The organism is Mucilaginibacter sp. P4_D1, assembly GCF_056401935.1.
Genome location: NZ_JBFUIJ010000030.1, coordinates 64,863 through 82,121 on the forward strand (window position 1 = coordinate 64,863; position 17,259 = coordinate 82,121).

Genomic DNA, 17,259 nt, shown 5'->3' on the forward strand with positions numbered 1-17,259 from the left:
ACGTTTTATCCCATTTCAACCTGTTTTTTAGTGCCAGATTTGTCCTATTAAATAACAGTTTAAAAAAATAAAAAAATGGATAATGTTTCAATCTTTTGGATGCAGATACTTTCAAGTGTTTTCGTCTTCGGCACCATCGCTGTATGGTATGTTTGGCCGTTACTTACCAATCGTTCCCGCAATTCGGCTTTGATCCCACTGCTCTTTGTGCATGCGTTTCGCTACCTGGGAATGGCTTTACTGGTCTCTCATATGGTAGATCCCACCCTGCCTAAAGAGTTTCTCGCCAATGCTGCTTACGGCGATCTCATAGCAGCTGGTCTTGCAGTCGCTTCTATCTATGCGCTGCGGAGCAACTGGCGTGTTGCACTTCCTCTGGTGTGGGTGATGAACACCTGGGGATTTCTTGACTTGCTAGTCGGATTGCGCGGCCTCGTGGCGTCTAACATCCCCAGCTTTAACTTAGAGGTTTTTTGGTATATCTACATATTTTACGCACCCTTGGTAGCCATTTCACATGTGATGATCTTTTGGGTCTTATTCAAATCTAAGTCCTGGAAAAAATAAGATGCTATGCGCTCTTGTTAACTTCTAAATAAATTCAAAAAAATAAAATGAAAAAGTTCAATTTAATACTTGCATTAAGTATATCGTTAGGTATTGCTTCCTGCAATAATGGCAGCCAAAAAACTACTGCCGCAGAAACGAAAGACACTGCAACCACTATCATTAATGAACCTGCCAAAAGTATTTCAACCGCGCCAATAGATTTTATAACTATTACTCATAGCGTAAAAGATTACAACACATGGCGGGCCGGCTTTAATGCCGAATCGGTAGCCAGAAAAGCAAGTGGTATAACGGTCGTTTCGGTTGAAAGATCAGCGGATAAACCCAATGATTTAGAAATAGTTTTTGCACCCTCAGATATGGAAAAAGCTAAAGCATTTCTTGCTGACCCAAGATTAACAGTTTTAAGGTCAAAGTTAGGCGTTACTTCTAAGCCTGAAGTAAATTTCTGGAACATCATCAGAAACAATGCAGAAAAGAGAGTACCTGGCGGAACGCTACTGGAGATTACTCAAAAAGTGAAGGATTTTGATGCCTGGGTAAAAATCTTTGATGGCGAAGGAACTGCAACACGGGGAGCAAATGGATTGGCGGATATAGCTATCGGAAGAAGTAAAGACGACCCCAATAGGATTCACTTAATATTCGGAGTTACAGATATGGACAAAGCGAAGGCACGGTTAGCCAACCCTGAACATAAAAAAATGATGGAAGATGCGGGTGTAGTTGGTGCCCCAACCGTTACATTTTATAATGACTATTCAAAATAAACAAACTATTAAGAAACGAGGCCGTATCATAAATCAAATGATGCGGCCTTACTGGTTAATGCCAAATAGACTGATGCGGAATGTTTGCCCCGGCTTTTTAATACGCTATTATGAACACTAATATTGATACAATCAGGAATCTGCGTAATTTTATTTTAGCGCAAATTGCTCAGCTAACCGTTGATCAGTTAAACGAGATCCCGCCGGGGTTTAATAATAACATCATCTGGAATATGGGCCACCTTGTCGCCGCGCAGCAGATCGTTTGTTATAAACGCTCGGGATTACCGATGTTGGTAAGCGATGATTTTCATGAAGCATACAAACCGTCATCTAAGCCAACCGGTTTCGTTGCAGCCGAGGAGGTTGGCCGGATCAAAACATTGATTACAACATCTATCGATCAACTGGGTACGAATCTGCAGACAGGGACCTTTAAGACTTACATGCCCCTTGTAACCCGTTACGGTATTACCTTAAATTCAGTGGATGATGCGGTCGACTTTATACCTTTTCATGATGGCTTCCATATAGGATATATGTTAGCGCTTAAACGAATTATAACTGCCTAAATAAGAAAAGGGAAACCGGTAGAGCTGCTATGTAAAGGCGAGATTCTTCCGATTATCTTCATTAATAATGATGATGTGTTAGCAGGCGCGAGCACTCGAAACATTTTGCCATTATTATCTGTGCTTGGCGGTTGCTCGTGAATTAGTACCAAAAATATACTCCATGCTGCCGTAGGGGTATTTGGGCTTCAAATACTGCTGAAAGTTTAACAATTCAACTGCATTAGCCAAGCCAATTTTACTTCGTAATGGAAGTAAAAAGAAAAATAATCCTCCGAAAATTTGGATAATATTACGTTTTCGTTTTATATTTGAATTATTAATTACGTAAACGAATATAATTTTCTTATTTAAAACTAAAAAAATAAAAAATGAAAGAAGCTATTAAAAAGTTGGTTACTACCTACTTTGAAAAATTAAAGGCTGCTGATGCTGAAGGTATATCATTGCTATATACAGAAGACGGGGTAATGATGCCACCAATTTTTCCCGCAGTTTCCGGAAGAGATGGCGTAAAGAAATTCTATGAATTTGCTCTGGGCAAAAAGAAGTTTAACATGAATTCTGAAATCATAGAAATCATAGAAGACACCAATATCGCCGTAGTCAGGACCGAGTCAAAAGGCACCTCGGAAACCATTGAAACAAAAGAAACCAGTAAAGAGGACAGCAAAGAGTTGTTTGTTCTTAACAAAGTTGGTGACGAATGGAAAATCGCCAGGTTTATTGTAAACTAAATGTCGTAAACCCATGGAAATCATTTCCCCAGGAGCTTTACTTGGTTAAAGTTTCCGGCTCTTGGGGATCCGATTCTTAATATATCTGGTTAGTTGTAAATATTGTAATATTCCTGGTGAGTCGCCGGAACTATATTGAGCTGGCTAAATTACTTCATGGATTTGAAACCCTTTAATTCATGAATTTATCGCCTATGGTTCTTTATTCCTGGCGAACCCTGATCTTCCAAAGCGATTTGAGCTGAACGCCGAATTAAATGAGGCTGATCCGCACACTTTTTTCGGAGGAGATGAACATGGTTATATCGATTATCCTTTCTTAAATAAAGCCGAATAACTTAGGTAAATCATTCAAAAGCTATGCCGCAAGGGTTGCGTATTGTCACACTAAATCTGGATAGGCCAAATAATGTACATAAAATTTTGCCCCTGTAATTGAACAACATTCAAAACAGCTTATTAAAGCAGTTCTACAATTCAGAGTTGATGATTATTAGAAATGGAAAAGGACCAGCGAAAAACCATACAGTCAGAAGCGGCGAAATTATTTGTTCAAAAGGGGTATCATGCCACGACTATTCGCCAGGTTGCCAAAGCAGCTGGTGTAAACAGCGCCATGATTTCCTATTATTTTAAGTCGAAAGAGCTTTTGCTGTTGTCCATTTTTGAGATGTCCCTTCATGACCTGGAAACGATCAAATCACACTTGGCAAGCACCAGTAGTACGGAAATGCTTCAGCTATATTATCTGATCGACTTTTACACGGAAAAGGTGATAGCCGAAGATACCGCCACGTATTTAATGCTGCAGGAACAGCTGCTCAGGAATACAGAAGGATCAGCCAGGCTGCTGGATAATATCAATGCGCAGCAGTTTGCTTTACTCCAAAATATTATCAATAACGGGACAGAAAAGGGGGCCTTCAGGCAGAACGTTGATGCCAGAATGATCTTTTATACACTGCTTGGAACAATGCGGTACATGATAATCGAACATAGAAGTTTATGGCTTCAGCATCATTTGCCGGTTTACCAGGAAAATTTCCGAAAAACCGTCACTGATGTCAACACCTATCTCAAATCTCTTTTGGTACAGCTGCTTTTGCCGGAATCTCATCTGGATTTATAATCACATGGAAAATAGTAATAAATCTCTATTACAAACATGAAAGTGACTAAAGAAACTCAAATTATTCAGTTTGAAGACAATTATCAAAAGGTAGTTATAAACCTTAATTACACCTACGCCTGGTTAAACAATGCTATGCGCAGGGAATTTGAAAAGTCTCAGCTAACTGTTCAACAATCTAATATTCTAATCATACTAAGAAGTCAATACCCAAAGTCTGCTACAGTAAATTTCATAAAGGAATGCATGATTGACAAAATGTCAGACGCCTCACGCATGATTAACCGTCTTGTTAAAAAAGGCTTTGTTTCGCGCTGCTCGGATAAAGCAGACCGCCGGGCTGCGGATATCCGAATCAGTGATCAGGGCTTGGAAATATTATCCCATTTGGATGTTGAACTCAAAACGAGAGATTTTATATCGGGCAACCTAACCGAAGAAGAGGCCGGAACTTTAAGTGATCTTTTGGATAAAATGAGGGGCGAAGAGGTTATCGTATCCTCACTGCGAAAGACAGGTATAAGTAACCCTTAGCCACATTTATCGATATCACAAAATACGAACAGAAAGTAATACTAACCTATATCCTATATTTTAACCATTAAATAAAAATAAATATGAATAAAGTAAGAGAAATACCTGAATGGTTAGACAGGAATATCTTTCCATTCAAAAATAATTTTTTAGAGATCGAGGGCAACACGATCCATTATGTCGATGAAGGCAGCGGTCCGGTTTTGCTGTTATTGCATGGCAATCCAAGCTGGTCTTTCCTTTACCGGCACATCATTAAGGAACTGTCCGATAGGTTCAGGTGCATTGCACTTGATTACCCAGGGTTTGGATTGAGTTCGGCAAAACAGGGGTATAGCTTTAAACCAAGGGAACACTCCGCAATCGTTGAGAAATTTGTTGCCGTGCTAAAGCTTCAGGATATACGATTGATGGTCCAGGACTGGGGCGGCCCCATCGGTTTGGGCTTTGCCGGAAGAAATCCCGATTTGATCCACTCCTTGTTTATAGGGAATACCTGGGCCTGGCCCGCAGAGGAAAGCAAGGAAATTGCCCAGTTTTCCAGGATAGGCGGAAGTAGTATTGCCCGGTTCCTGATTGTGAATTTTTCCCTGTTTGCATCCTGGATCCATCCGCTCAACATCACCAGAAAATTAACGCGCGCTGAAAAAGCTGCTTATGACGGCCCCTTCCCGACCCGCGATTCAAGAATGCCCATCGCGATATTTCCGCATGAGATATTAGCAAGCGGTGATTACCTGCAAGAGGTAAAAGAAGGTCTTGAAAAATTAAAGACGAAGCCGGTGGTAATTCTTTGGGGAGATGATGATCTTGGCTTTAAAGAGGGGCCGCGTAGACGCTTTGAACAGATCTTCCCCGAAAGTAAGACCATAATTATGCATGGCGCAAAGCATTTTATCCAAGAGGATGCCCCAGAGACTATTTGCCGTGAGATTCTTGCGCAAGAAACTTTGGAAAGACAGTCAACCAAATAATAAATTATCAGCCAAGTATCAAAATTCATAGGGCTAATCTAGAATGTTACCATCCATTCCGCTTCCTGTACCAGCGGGATGGATGGTTTTCTTTTCGCAGTCGAAAACTATTTATTGCCTAAGACAGAAAGCTGATAACGCTTCCATCTGCTATTGTTTTATATTCAAAATCTGCATACTATTTAATAGCAGATTTAGCCTCAACTTTGAACTGTATTAAAACAACATACAGCTGCAAAGCTGACAGGTTAAAGAATTATAAAATATTAAAGAAAATAAAATGGACACACAAACATCAACCGGAGCTGACTTTCGCAACGCTAAACTTTTCACGCCGGTAAAATTAGGCAGGTTAGAACTGGATCACCGGGTAATCATGGCCCCGCTTACCAGGTTAAGAACGGATATGCCCGGCAATATCCCCAATGATCTGATGGTAACCTATTACAGTCAAAGAGCGACCAGGGGCGGCTTAATTATTTCAGAAGCGACCGTAGTATCATCAAACGGGCATGGCTATTTGGGGGCGCCGGGAATACATACAGATGAACAGACTGAAGGATGGAAAAAGGTAACCAGTGCTGTTCATGCAAAGGGCGGAAAAATGTTCTCGCAACTTTGGCACGTAGGCCGTCAATCACATGTGGATTTGCAACCCGGTGGTGGTCTGCCGGTAGGGCCTTCGGAGGTATACCATGAAAATTTTGCTTTGACGCCGAATGGATGGCAACCGGCTTCTCAAAACCGGGCCTTAACCGTACCGGAAATTCATGCAATCATCGAAGATTTTCGCAAAGGAGCAGAAAATGCAATGAAAGCAGGCTTTGATGGCGTAGAACTCCATGCCGCGAACAGCTACCTGGTGGACCAATTCTTACAGGATATCTCCAACAAACGTACCGATGAATATGGTGGCACTATCGAAAACCGCGCGCGCTTTTTGCTGGAAGTAGTGGAGGCTATTGTATCCGTTTGGGGAGGCGACCGTGTGGGGGTTCGCGTATCGCCAAATGGAACTTGGGGTGGTATGGGCGACTCTAATCCGGCTGCGTTATTTAGCCACGTCGCTGAACAGCTGAATCAATTTGGCCTGGCTTATTTGCATGTCGTGGATCCCCGGATCGTAAATAATGTGGAAAGAGAGGAAGGCTATGTGGCACCTGTTGCTGCCGGCCAATTAAGCAAAATCTTTAAAGGATCTGTTTTGGCTGCCGGGGGATTTACACGCGAAGACGCTGAAAATACACTCCAAAAGGGTGATGCAGACGCCATCGTATTCGGTCGTTTCTTCATTGCCAACCCTGATCTCGTGGAAAGATTCAAAAACGGCTATACGCTGAATGCCTATGATCGTGAAACATTCTACGGCGGCGATGAAAGAGGATATACTGATTATCCATTTTACCAAGGGCAGGCTGCTGCCCTTCAGATTATCTAAAGGTCAGAAGATTGGGAGAGCGTAAAACACTTCAGATTGCTAAAAAATCAGCAGCCAGTCTGAACAATTGTTGAGTCTTATAATCATAAGGCAAAAAAAATACGAATAGCTTTAAATGAAAAATTAATATGAAATCTTTAAAAATCAGATCCTGGATACTGGGTGTTTTTATGTTTATGTTCGGTACTTTAAAATTGGTCATTCCCACCATTGGTGGTTGGTTTCACACGCAGTTAATAACCAGCGGCATTGGAGACTTTGCCTGGCCAATTGGCGTAGGAACTGAAATTATTACGGGACTGATCCTGCTTGGGGCTTTGATTTTTGCAGGCAAAATGGACGGGCGGCGTTTTTTTTCCTTCATCATTTTCGGGTCAATTCTTGCTGTCGGAACAATGATTACTGCGATCTATGTTCATCTTCAACCGAACGTTCCCGCTAACGTGTTGCCCCTTGGGATAAAACCTCCGTTTATTCCTGTGTCGGTATTCATTTTGTCGGTAGGCAATATCTTTTCAGCTACGAAATTGTACAAGGTGACTCCAAAGCACTGAAAAGTAAACCCTACTAAGAATTCTACAATTAATACACACGGAATAAATCTTCTTAAATTTGTGAATTAGTTAGCTCATGATAGAAAATCGTCAATACCGTTACGAACAGGTAATACAAAAAATTGAAGAAACCATACAAATTCTTCAGCTTAAGCCAGGGGACAAAATCCCTTCGGTTCGCAAGATCAGCAGTACACTAGGCGTAAGCACTACTACGGTATTTCAAGCTTATTCAATAATGGAAGACCGCGGGTTGATCACCCCGCGGCCCAGGTCAGGATTCGTGGTCAGCGGTAAGCGTGACGGCATGTCGAGTTCCGTTAAAGACATCATTCCTTTACCTGAATTTGTCAATGTTTACGCCATGGAGCGTATCATGATGAAAAATACGCGGAAATATGGTGTAATAAATTTCTCGATCCTGGCTCCTGTAAATGAATTATTGCCGATTGCCAAGATCAATAAGACAATGCAGGCAGCCATAAAGGAGGTAGCAATTGACAATTACCAGTATCCGTTCCTGGAAGGTCACCCGCGATTGCTGAGCCAGATCGCCTTGCATTCTTTTGAATGGAATAAACGAATACTTCCCACAGACATACTTATTACCAACGGCTGCCTGGAAGCGATCAGCCTTTGCCTTGACACCGTGACCAGGCGCGGGGACACAGTAGCAGTCGAATCGCCAAGCTATCATGCAGTACTGCAGTGTTTGGAAAGCAAAGGCTTAAAGGCCCTGTCCATCAATGTCGATCCGGTCAATGGTCTGAACATTGATGAACTGGAAGTAGCCCTGATGCATAATAAGGTGTCCGCCTGCGTTTTTATGCCTTCCTGTCATAACCCTACGGGCGCATCGATGCCTGAGGAAAATAAAATACGTTTGGTAAAACTTCTCGGGGAGCAGAATATCCCGTTAATCGAGGATGATGCTTTAGGCGAACTATATTTTGGTTCTACCAGACCGTTACCGGCCAAAGCCTATGATACCTATGACAATGTGCTTTACTGTTCTTCCTTTTCAAAAACGCTCCCGCCTGGCTTCCGCATCGGCTGGGTTGCCGCAGGCAAATATCAGGCTGAAATCGAAAAGCATAAGTTTTCCAATAACATATCCACCAACAGTCTTTTACAGGATGCTATTGGAAGATATCTCGAAGGCGGTACCTACAACGCTCATCTTAAAAAGTTACGCGCTTCGATGAAAGCACAGCACATTAAATATAAAGAGGCCATTTTGAGGCACTTTCCCGAAGTCATCAACCTCTCCAGTCCATCCGGAGGATTTAGTTTCTGGATCGGATTTCCGGAGCAGCTGGATATCACGGAAATGCAAAAGGTGGCATTGATGAAAGGTATAAGCTTCTGCCCGGGGCATATTTTTTCGCCTTCGGATCGTTTCAAGAATTATATCCGGATAAACAGTTGCCCGTTATTTAACGCAAAGATCGAGTCATCGCTGGCAATTGTCGGCAATTTGGCCAAATCAATGTTACTGAAGGATTGAACCTGCTCAAAGTATATGGGTTTAATAGAATGTTCTGCCATCATTCATTTAATATATGGACTTCAGCTTTGTTCGACCGGAGCAGCTTTGGTTTTTAAAAACTGTTTGGTGACCAACTTATAGGCCAGTACCAACCCGGTCATCAATAAGGTGAAACCCAATATCCAGTTGATCAGGTTATGCTGTGCCTTCAGCGCGTTCATTAAATAATTACCAGCAACGCCGTAAATAATAAATGATATGCAGGTACCTGACCCAATAGCTATTATATAAAGGTTGTAGGCCTTCGGTGTGCTGATCAAAACCTCCCGGCCTTTTAGCACCGCGGTCCAGCCCATCCAGAAAGGCAAATGAAGCGGGTTAAGTAAACTAAGGGCCAGCCCGGAATAAAAAGCGTTCATGCCGACAAAGGGTAAAACATCTGCGAAGTTTTTCATGTGAAATGCAGCTTCCAGCGTCCGGTAGGCTAATATTAAAATAGCAATACAAGCAGCTATGCTCAGGACCAGGAAAAATCTTTTCAAATGAGCCAACTTATCGATCACGATCAGCGCGATCCTGACTAGCACCACTTCTACCAGTATCGCGGCAGATCCAAATTGGAAGGCACCCATAAAATTATTGTTCAGCGCAAAATTGGCAACGCTGGTATTTAAGGTGCCTATCGGCAAGGAACCAACAAAACTGATGCTAAAGGCCACCAGGAAAAGCTTGGTGTAGCTGGCAAGGCTCATGATACTAATTTTTCGTACGCTGAATTATTCTTTAACATTTCCCTTCCCTGGCGGTAAGTCAGGTAGGGCAGTCCTTGTCTTTCGTGATTGAGCTTGCTGATGCGGTACAACAGCTTCCAGTGCCTGGTGATTTCCCTCCAGGCAAACCACAGGGAATGTTTAGGGTCATAGATATGTGTCGGTTCACTTCCTGCCCCGTTTAATTCAACGATAGAAAAGTTTTTGCCTTCACAAAGTTCCTTCCAGTTATTATACATTACATCCATCCGGCCAAAATAGAATTCAGGGACCTGCCGGCACACGTCGTCGATTGTTCTGGTCAGTTGTTCATTGATCAGGTGGCTCAGGTCAATGAACTTAGCGCCGCGGGCGTGGTTGCCATAAGGCACCAGTGTATGTACTTCACCAGGAGATAAAATTTGTTGGAGCACCTCTTTGTGGGTATGCTGTAACACCCGTAACTGCAAAAGGTAACGCGGCTCGCTGATCAATAATTGTTCAATCGTTGATCTTCCGTCCCCCATCACCGTTAAGAAATTTTTACCCACAATACCGGAGATGCAGCCTTTATCCTCCCCGGGTATCCGGTAATAAAATATGCCTACTTCGTTTTTGAATTCAACGAATTCCTGCAATAGGAAATCTACCTTGATTTTTGTAATGTATTCGGTAAGTTCCGCCTCGTTATTTATTTTTTTTACTAAAACGCCCCTTCCGCCGATGTCCGGTTTGGCAATCACCGGGAAGCTTAAGCGTTCCTTGTGCAAAGTTGAGCTGACCAGCGCAGCGTTAGCTTTTTTATCAAACGACAAGGTACGGGGATAATAGCGGTCCGGCATTATTTTATAGATCTGATCCTTGCTTTCCATAGCAAAACCGCCATTTTTAATTAAGGGGTTCGAGGTATTAAAAAAGAACAGCGACCTGGCTTTCAGGCTTAGCCAAAACCAGTATGGCATTAAGAATAAATAGACTACCCGGAAAGGCCAGAATTCCCAGCTGAACAGCTTGATAAAAAATATTCTTAAAGCCAACAGCGGGACTTTTTCGGCCTTACCCGCGCTACGTTCAAGGCGGGGTTCAATAGCAAGTTTGCTGTTGTATTGTTTGTTGTCCTTAAGGTCATGATAGGTCATGGTCATACCCAACGGCGTAACGCTGAGATTGGTGATACTCATGGTTTTCATTTTTCCGTCCCTGTCGATAACCAGGCCATCCTTTAAATCGCCGGCGCCGCCGAACCTGTGAAAATGCAATATGCCCTCTTTGGTCCTAGCATACCTGAACCTGCGCCATTCATTAAACCAACTATTTCTTTTTGCTATGGCCATTTTATCATAAAGGGTGGCTGATGACCAGATGTAGGGCTTTGTTCTATCCAGTGCAGTAATATGTTTCCTTTCCCCATCCCAGCGGCACTCCTGCAATTTCTCTGATACATACAGCACAATCGTGAATGGCTCAATGCCATCAAGGTCCATTGTTCTGTAAAACAGGGTCGGATGGTCCGCTTTAATGATGTCCATTAAGATCAGGCCCCTGCTTTTTTTATAAGGAAGCTGAACGGTATGTTTGAAAAATGCGCCGTTCAGCAGCACAACCGCATCGCCATTGTTTTTTAGGGCGATCCAGGTTCCGTTTTTGTCCGGGTCTTTAGGATAAAGCAGTTTGATATTGTCTTCCTCATATTCCCTTGGCGGGATAGCCCTGGCCCGGTTGATACTTTCATCCCGGTTAGAGGTAAGGTAAAAGCCATCGTTTGCCGGAAGATAAGTTACTGTGCACATGCCTTCCTGAATTTAAGCGTAGAGGCAGCCACACCAAAGCTTTCCGGGATCTCCAGATCGGCGACTGCATTAACGCCGATGCGGATCAGCGCCATGTGGTGTACCATGTGTTCCAGATTATAGACCAGTTCCCGCAGGTAATTGGTAAAAACCGGAATAGGTTCAGCATCGTGGTCAGCGTATTCGGCATGGAGCAGCAGCTCCCGGTCAGGTTTATCCAGGCCTGCTTCGATCTTCCGCAGGGTTTGAACGGCGAAGTCCTTGTCCGTTTCGATCATGCGGTTGCGCAGGCGCTTGTCATAGTTAACGATACCGCTTAGATAGCCCTGGTTGAGTTCTATAAAGAATTCCAGTATATGACGGGTATGTTGCCCTGTAGTTGATCCGGACAAAATCTTAACCGGTTGTGCATATTGTTCATTGGTCAGTCCGTCAAGTACGTATTGCAGTTGCTCCAACAAATTGGAAATGGGTTCTTTGAGTTTCATTTGATTAGGCGGTTACCGGTTGGTCATTAAAAAATCAGGTTAAGAAAATTTTGTTTCCTGAAGATGATCAGCAGCAGGGAGCAGGCGACGAAAACGATAAGCGCTAAAATGAACAGCTGTCCGCCGTCATTTTGTACGACAAACCCTAATTCGGTTAAATGGGAAAACAAGGCGCCGGCCATAATACCGACAGCAAGTAATGCCCCATAGCTGGTGGTACGGGGGATAAGAACCAAAATGGAAGCGATGAGTTCCAGGGAACCAATGCCAATACGTCCCCAGGGTTCCAGACCCAGCTTTGTAAAGATGTAAACAGACTCGGGGGCTGCTGTAAATTTGAAAAATAAGGTCTGCAGCATGATACCTGCCGCAACGAGGCGCAGTGCCCAAACCAGTACATTAAACTGTGTGTAAGTCATGATGATTTGTATTGAGTGAATGTTGATTAGTACGGTGGTGGTTGGCATAACTGGCAGCCGCTTCCGCAATGTCTTTTCCGACCTCCTTTTTTGATTTTAAAGGAAAAGTGCGGCCAATAAAATCCCTGTTAATCATAGTGATCTTATTGGTGTCGTAACCGAAGGTAGCTCCCTGGTCCTGTACGGAATTCAGGATGACCATATCGAGATTTTTTGCAACCAGTTTTTTGAGTGCGTTCATCTCCTCGTCATTGGTTTCCAGCGCAAACCCGACTGATACCTGTCCGGCTTGTTTGACCTGTCCAAATTCAAAAGCGATATCTACGTTTTTAATCATTTGCATACTGAAGGCATTTCCGGACTTTTTCATTTTTTCCGTATGAACTTCTGCCGGCTTATAATCGGCAACGGCAGCGGCAAAAACAGCAATCTCAACCGTAGGAAAGTAAGGACGGCATGCGTCGTACATTTCATCCGCGGAATGAACCGCGATATTGGTCAGGTCAGGATGGGTCAGGCCCAATGTCACCGGGCCCGAAACCAACACGACTGCAAAGCCTTTTTCCAGGAAAGCTTCGGCGATAGCGTAGCCCATTTTACCCGAAGAATGGTTAGTGATGTAACGTACCGGGTCAATGGCCTCCCTCGTCGGTCCGGCAGTGATCAAAACCGACCTCTTGTCTCTTTCTTTTGACATTTATTTAGCGTTAAGGCCGGTCATTTTAGCGACCGGCCCGTTATGAAATCTCAATTTTTGTCTTTTAACTCAGTCCAGTTTACATCGGCTTTTTTGATCAGGTTTTCCTGGTCTTTTACCCAAAGTTCTTTTACTTTAGGATTATAGTTAAAATAAAGCTTATCATTTACTACGGTCCAGGTCTCTGTCTGCGTCGGCGCTTTATGGCCGGTGCCATCTGAAGCGCCGTAAGCGCAAAAACCGCCATATTGGGGGGCATATTTTTCCGGCGCTGCTTTAAAAGCATCCATATCTTCCTGGCTGGCAAAAAGCCAGTTGGCACCTTTCCACTGGTAAGAAAGGCTGTCGGCTCCCTTGACTGCTTTGGATTGTTTAAAGAAAGCTACGGCGTCATACCCTTTAATGGCTTTGCCTCCCGGCGCGAAGATCTCTGATTTTTGGGCTTTGGCCTGGACGATGCTGAACAGGGCAACGAATGCAATAAGAATAGTACGTTTCATGTTGAATTGATTTTAATGGATGAATAATATTTATATTGATTACTTGATAATTTTTGCCCAATTAGCATCGGCCTTGGGCTTCAGGTTGTTTTCGTCCTTATTCCAGCTCTTTTTAGTATTATTAAAAAATGCGTTGTAGAATAAGTACAGTTTGCCGTCGATCAGCTTAAAAGTTTCCGGGTCGATATCGACTTTTTCCCCCGTCGCACCCATTGCATAAGCACACCAGCCACCAAATTGGGGCTGATATTTTCCCGGGCTGCTTTTAAAAAGGTCACGGTCCTGCGTAGTTGCAAAGCGGTAAGTAATTCCTTCAGTGGTCAGGGTGATATCTTTTTTACCTTCCAGTGCTTTCTTCCCGGTGAAATAGCTTACAGGGTCATAGCCTTTGATAGCCAGGCCATTTTTATCGAGATTGAAGTGCTTTTTGTGTAATTCAGTTGGATTTTGTGCTGATACCAAACCGGCAGTAAAGACGGATATCAAAACCAGCGCGAATGCTTTTTTCATGATCTTTTGTTTTTATATTACTTTCCCGGTTTGTCGGGGGACTTGGGAAAGCCTTACAAATAATTTTGCTTTTTATAAATCACTGCATCATTTGAAGGAAAGACACTCAAAAGAAAGTGGCAATCAGCCTCCGCTGGAAACGCAAGCCGGGGTGTTCAATGCCTTATATGATCAAGGCTGACCGGGCAATTAATTCTTGGTATGAATTTTATTTTGTAGCTAAGGTCAGTAAGTGCTTCCTAATAATATCATAGTGCTCCCAGGGAATATGATGGTTTGCGCCCGGAATAATAATCACTTTAACGTGTTGATTAAAAGGTAACTTTTGCGTGCCGTAAGCAACGTTTTTAACGGTTACCAGGTTGTCTTTATCACCATGTATAAAGGTAACTGGCATCGTCATTTTATAGTAGCAGGTGTCCATTTCAAAAAGGTCCTTCTTAAAATACCAGATCTCCGTGTTACAAACCCTGAACGGTCCGGGCAGCAAATATTGCAGCGGATTATGAACAAAAATGGCACGCCACTTTTCTTTTGGCTCATCGTAAGGAGAGATGGAGCCCGCTAATGAAGTAACCGAGGCATAAGCTTCCGGGTGCTCCTGCGCTAGCTTTACGACGACAGGGCCGCCGAGACTGTGACCGATAAGGTGCAATGGCCTGCCGTTTTCTTCCTTTTTGACTATACCGTAGATGAGCTTCACCTGATCGGCAAGGTGATAAGCATGCCCGGCGTTGCTGTAGCCAAAGCCGGGACGGTCGATGGCTATGATCCGGAAATGTTTCAGCAGACCTGTATCCGTCAGGTATTCCCGGTAACCTTTCCAGCTTCCCGGCGACCCGTGGATAAAGAAAAGTGTCGGCAACGTATCACGGCCAACTTTAACATAGTGCAGGTTGACATGGTCGACAGACATATACATAAAATGCGGAAAAAGGTCCTGGCGGGAAAATTCCGATTTGGCCTTTTTATCCGGTATCCGCAGGTAACGGCAGGATGCGGATAAAACAAGCAAAATACTGAGGAGCAGGAATAAGTGCCGTGTTTTTATCATCCGGAAAGCGTTGTTTTTTCTGCTTAATCCAGCACAGGGCCCCGTTTTTTTCGGCAACCCTGTGCTTAGGTAGTTCCATTAATTATTTTACGGCCAGCAGGTCAACTTTTTCAATAATCGGCGGTTGTGCCAATAATTCGGCGGCATTGGCCATTAATGCTTTGGCGATCTCACCGCCTAAATGAGCCTGACGGCCCTCCTCGGTTTCAAAGGTATCAAAGATACCAAAGGTAGAAGGACCTAATTGCAGGGCATACCAGCTAACGGTAGCCGGCTCCTGTTCCACCAATGGCAGAGCGCTTTTAATAAAGTCGGCTACTTCCTGTTCTTTTCCTGGCTTGGCTTCCAGCCTGGCCAATAATGCTAATTTTACCATAGTTGAATGTATATTTAAAGTGTGATGAAAGCTTATTGATAACGGAAATATCACCCGATCGCCACCCTTACTTCCTGGTTTCGGGTAGGTGGATTTTTGTCATAGACGAAACGCCGCCGGTCAGACGCGATGCGGTTTTAGCAATAACGGCAGCTTTTGAATGAATCGAATGCGGGCTTTTCCTGGCTTTCAAGGCCAGGGAAAGCGAACCCAAACCGATGAAAGTCAGCCAGGCAATCAGGGTAAATTTTAAAGAGGGTAACATGTAATAATTCATTGATTTGGTATTTTGTCGTTAGCGGAATAAAATCCTTACAGAAAAATTTAAAAAACATATGTAAGGATTCTGCGGGCGTCACGACTAAGCCTGAAAGAGAATAGGTCACTGTCACTGTACAACGGTTAAATACCGTTACCAATCATCATTTATGGCTGAATTACAAATGCATATAGAAAATATTCAAAAAGCAGCTAACACGGTTCATACCTGTGACCCGCATCAATGGGTAAATAAATATGCCGATTACTTGTACGGCTATGCAATAACGCGCGTCGATGACGAAGAATTAGCCCGGGACCTGGTGCAGGAAACATTCTTAGCTGCGTTGGAGAAGGCGGAAAAGTTTGAAGGCCGAAGTTCTGAAATCACCTGGCTAATTGCGATCTTGAAAAATAAGATCATAGATGTCTACCGTAAAAAATCATCCGGACTCTTAAAAAGGCAGGAAGCCCTAACAGAACCCCAGGATCCTGATGATTTTTTTGAAGCGGAGGATGGCCACTGGAAGGTACAGTATCAGCCGAAGGCGTTTGGTTTGGAAACCTATGACCCCCTTTTGGGTAAGGAATTTAATCACATCCTTAGACAATGTATGCAAAAATTGCCTTCGCTGTGGCTATCGGTTTTTACCATGAAGCATATGGATGAGGAGACGACGGAAACGATATGCTCAGAACTTAAAGTTACATCTTCCAATTATTGGGTGATCATTCACAGGGCTAAGGTAAACTTAAGGGCGTGCCTGCAAAAAAACTGGATTTAAATTAAAGGAAGATGGAAGAAAGTGAATTGAAGAAAATTGCCTACAACTGTAAGAAAGCGACGTTTCTGATTGAGAAAAGACAGATAGGCAGTATAAGTATGCGTGAGAAAATGGAGTTGAAGATACACCTGGCTGGTTGTTCCGTGTGCCGGATTTTTGAGCAGCAGAGTATCGTCATCAATAAATTGGTGCATGACCTTTTTCATGAGCCGAAACCCAATGAGCTCGTCAAACTCGACGACAATTTTAAAAGGGAACTACAGCATCGTATTGAAGAAAAACTCAATAAACATTAAGACAGACGGGTTATGTCCCTTTAGGATCAAATAACGTTTAACCGAACTGACAGGCTGCGCAGCCCGGACATTAATTTTAAGATAATGATGAAAGTACAAATTCAACTATGCACCGCTGATTACAAAATCAGGCTGCGCTATTTATCCATCTTCGCATGGTTCCTGCTGATCAATATCCCGTTGGTGAGTAAGGGGCAAGACAAGAGTAAGAAAGACGCGGATATTCATTTTATGGAGAACTCGTTATCGGCTGCCGTACAGCAGGCTAAGGAGCAAAATAAGCTCATTTTTGTGGATGCCTTTACGGTTTGGTGCGTTCCCTTGGATATACCACTGATGTTGACCCCTCTTCGCCAATCTAAAGTGACCCCTCTGAGTTAGGGTTTGAAAGAGAGTAAAGTTGTTGTACAGATAGGCTCCTGAGAGCGGATGTTTTTGTCCGGTTTAACAACTATTATTTTTACAAAAATACATTTTCTGATTTAGAGTTTCTTCTCCTTAGTGATTCGCCATACAATTCGACCCTTAATGAGTGGTGAACAATGCGGTCAAGTATCGCGTCAGCGATGG

General features: G+C 43.3%; 24 protein-coding genes. 13 read left to right on the forward strand and 11 right to left on the reverse strand.

Annotated elements, in window-relative coordinates; genetic code table 11:
• The first annotated feature begins 75 nt into the window (after positions 1 to 75).
• The 10 genes from AC1DV1_RS21665 (at position 76) to AC1DV1_RS21710 (ending at position 8,785) form a co-directional block, all read left to right on the forward strand.
• Positions 76 to 567: a hypothetical protein gene (locus AC1DV1_RS21665; protein ID WP_477363272.1), complete on the forward strand. Its 492-nt coding sequence runs from the start codon at positions 76 to 78 to the stop codon at positions 565 to 567.
• Positions 568 to 614: 47 nt separating this feature from the next.
• Positions 615 to 1,340 (forward strand): VOC family protein, encoded by a 726-nt coding sequence (locus AC1DV1_RS21670; protein WP_477363275.1) that lies wholly within the window; start codon positions 615 to 617, stop codon positions 1,338 to 1,340.
• Between the two features lie 110 nt (positions 1,341 to 1,450).
• The gene (locus AC1DV1_RS21675) at positions 1,451 to 1,912 is read left to right on the forward strand and encodes a DinB family protein (protein ID WP_477363279.1); all 462 of its coding nucleotides are present in this window, start codon (positions 1,451 to 1,453) and stop codon (positions 1,910 to 1,912) included.
• Between the two features lie 371 nt (positions 1,913 to 2,283).
• Positions 2,284 to 2,649 carry a YybH family protein gene (locus AC1DV1_RS21680; protein ID WP_477363282.1) on the forward strand — a complete coding sequence of 122 codons (366 nt, stop codon included), beginning with the start codon at positions 2,284 to 2,286 and terminating at the stop codon, positions 2,647 to 2,649.
• 499 nt (positions 2,650 to 3,148) lie between these two features.
• Positions 3,149 to 3,778 (forward strand): TetR/AcrR family transcriptional regulator, encoded by a 630-nt coding sequence (locus AC1DV1_RS21685; RefSeq protein WP_477363285.1) that lies wholly within the window; start codon positions 3,149 to 3,151, stop codon positions 3,776 to 3,778.
• A gap of 36 nt (positions 3,779 to 3,814) precedes the next feature.
• A complete protein-coding gene (locus tag AC1DV1_RS21690; protein WP_477363288.1) occupies positions 3,815 to 4,312 on the forward strand; it encodes a MarR family winged helix-turn-helix transcriptional regulator in 498 nt (165 codons plus the stop codon).
• Between the two features lie 83 nt (positions 4,313 to 4,395).
• Positions 4,396 to 5,286: an alpha/beta fold hydrolase gene (locus AC1DV1_RS21695; protein WP_477363291.1), complete on the forward strand. Its 891-nt coding sequence runs from the start codon at positions 4,396 to 4,398 to the stop codon at positions 5,284 to 5,286.
• 280 nt (positions 5,287 to 5,566) lie between these two features.
• A complete protein-coding gene (locus tag AC1DV1_RS21700; RefSeq protein ID WP_477363294.1) occupies positions 5,567 to 6,724 on the forward strand; it encodes an alkene reductase in 1,158 nt (385 codons plus the stop codon).
• A 128-nt stretch (positions 6,725 to 6,852) separates the two neighbouring features.
• Positions 6,853 to 7,278 (forward strand): hypothetical protein, encoded by a 426-nt coding sequence (locus AC1DV1_RS21705; protein WP_477363298.1) that lies wholly within the window; start codon positions 6,853 to 6,855, stop codon positions 7,276 to 7,278.
• A 76-nt stretch (positions 7,279 to 7,354) separates the two neighbouring features.
• A complete protein-coding gene (locus AC1DV1_RS21710; RefSeq protein ID WP_477363301.1) occupies positions 7,355 to 8,785 on the forward strand; it encodes an aminotransferase-like domain-containing protein in 1,431 nt (476 codons plus the stop codon).
• 62 nt (positions 8,786 to 8,847) lie between these two features.
• Here the strand turns inward: AC1DV1_RS21710 and AC1DV1_RS21715 are convergent, their stop codons facing one another.
• From AC1DV1_RS21715 to AC1DV1_RS21760, 10 genes are all read right to left on the reverse strand, one after another.
• Complete coding sequence (locus AC1DV1_RS21715; protein WP_477363304.1) at positions 8,848 to 9,519, reverse strand: LysE family transporter; 672 nt, start codon at positions 9,517 to 9,519, stop codon at positions 8,848 to 8,850.
• Positions 9,516 to 11,306: an NRDE family protein gene (locus AC1DV1_RS21720; RefSeq protein ID WP_477363307.1), complete on the reverse strand. Its 1,791-nt coding sequence runs from the start codon at positions 11,304 to 11,306 to the stop codon at positions 9,516 to 9,518. Before AC1DV1_RS21720 ends, AC1DV1_RS21715 begins: the two co-directional genes overlap by 4 nt.
• Positions 11,294 to 11,794, reverse strand: a complete 501-nt coding sequence (locus tag AC1DV1_RS21725; protein ID WP_477363310.1) for a hypothetical protein — start codon at positions 11,792 to 11,794, stop codon at positions 11,294 to 11,296. The genes AC1DV1_RS21720 and AC1DV1_RS21725 overlap by 13 nt, the downstream gene beginning before the upstream one ends.
• A 26-nt stretch (positions 11,795 to 11,820) precedes the next feature.
• A complete protein-coding gene (locus AC1DV1_RS21730; RefSeq protein ID WP_477363312.1) occupies positions 11,821 to 12,213 on the reverse strand; it encodes a DoxX family protein in 393 nt (130 codons plus the stop codon).
• On the reverse strand, positions 12,194 to 12,910 hold the full coding sequence (locus AC1DV1_RS21735; protein WP_477363316.1) for a phosphopantothenoylcysteine decarboxylase domain-containing protein: 717 nt from the start codon (positions 12,908 to 12,910) through the stop codon (positions 12,194 to 12,196). Before AC1DV1_RS21735 ends, AC1DV1_RS21730 begins: the two co-directional genes overlap by 20 nt.
• Positions 12,911 to 12,960: 50 nt before the next feature.
• The gene (locus AC1DV1_RS21740; protein WP_477363320.1) at positions 12,961 to 13,410 is read right to left on the reverse strand and encodes a YHS domain-containing (seleno)protein; all 450 of its coding nucleotides are present in this window, start codon (positions 13,408 to 13,410) and stop codon (positions 12,961 to 12,963) included.
• 39 nt (positions 13,411 to 13,449) lie between these two features.
• The gene (locus tag AC1DV1_RS21745; protein WP_477363323.1) at positions 13,450 to 13,920 is read right to left on the reverse strand and encodes a YHS domain-containing (seleno)protein; all 471 of its coding nucleotides are present in this window, start codon (positions 13,918 to 13,920) and stop codon (positions 13,450 to 13,452) included.
• A 208-nt stretch (positions 13,921 to 14,128) separates the two neighbouring features.
• Positions 14,129 to 14,974, reverse strand: coding sequence for an alpha/beta fold hydrolase (locus AC1DV1_RS21750; protein ID WP_477363326.1), 846 nt, complete (start codon positions 14,972 to 14,974; stop codon positions 14,129 to 14,131).
• An 82-nt stretch (positions 14,975 to 15,056) separates the two neighbouring features.
• Entirely contained in the window at positions 15,057 to 15,350 is a 294-nt protein-coding gene (locus tag AC1DV1_RS21755; RefSeq protein WP_477363329.1) for a putative quinol monooxygenase, read from the reverse strand.
• Positions 15,351 to 15,417: 67 nt separating this feature from the next.
• Positions 15,418 to 15,627: a hypothetical protein gene (locus AC1DV1_RS21760; protein ID WP_477363333.1), complete on the reverse strand. Its 210-nt coding sequence runs from the start codon at positions 15,625 to 15,627 to the stop codon at positions 15,418 to 15,420.
• Positions 15,628 to 15,778: 151 nt separating this feature from the next.
• Here AC1DV1_RS21760 and AC1DV1_RS21765 point away from each other — a divergent pair, with 151 nt between their 5' ends.
• The 3 genes from AC1DV1_RS21765 (at position 15,779) to AC1DV1_RS21775 (ending at position 17,070) form a co-directional block, all read left to right on the forward strand.
• Entirely contained in the window at positions 15,779 to 16,393 is a 615-nt protein-coding gene (locus AC1DV1_RS21765; protein ID WP_477363336.1) for a sigma-70 family RNA polymerase sigma factor, read from the forward strand.
• A gap of 11 nt (positions 16,394 to 16,404) precedes the next feature.
• A complete protein-coding gene (locus AC1DV1_RS21770; RefSeq protein WP_477363339.1) occupies positions 16,405 to 16,689 on the forward strand; it encodes a hypothetical protein in 285 nt (94 codons plus the stop codon).
• Positions 16,690 to 16,773: 84 nt separating this feature from the next.
• Positions 16,774 to 17,070: a hypothetical protein gene (locus AC1DV1_RS21775; protein ID WP_477363342.1), complete on the forward strand. Its 297-nt coding sequence runs from the start codon at positions 16,774 to 16,776 to the stop codon at positions 17,068 to 17,070.
• A gap of 79 nt (positions 17,071 to 17,149) precedes the next feature.
• On the opposite strand, the gene AC1DV1_RS21780 is transcribed toward AC1DV1_RS21775, so the two are convergent.
• Complete coding sequence (locus tag AC1DV1_RS21780) at positions 17,150 to 17,257, reverse strand: ATP-binding protein (protein ID WP_477360459.1); 108 nt, start codon at positions 17,255 to 17,257, stop codon at positions 17,150 to 17,152.
• Positions 17,258 to 17,259: the final 2 nt, after the last annotated feature.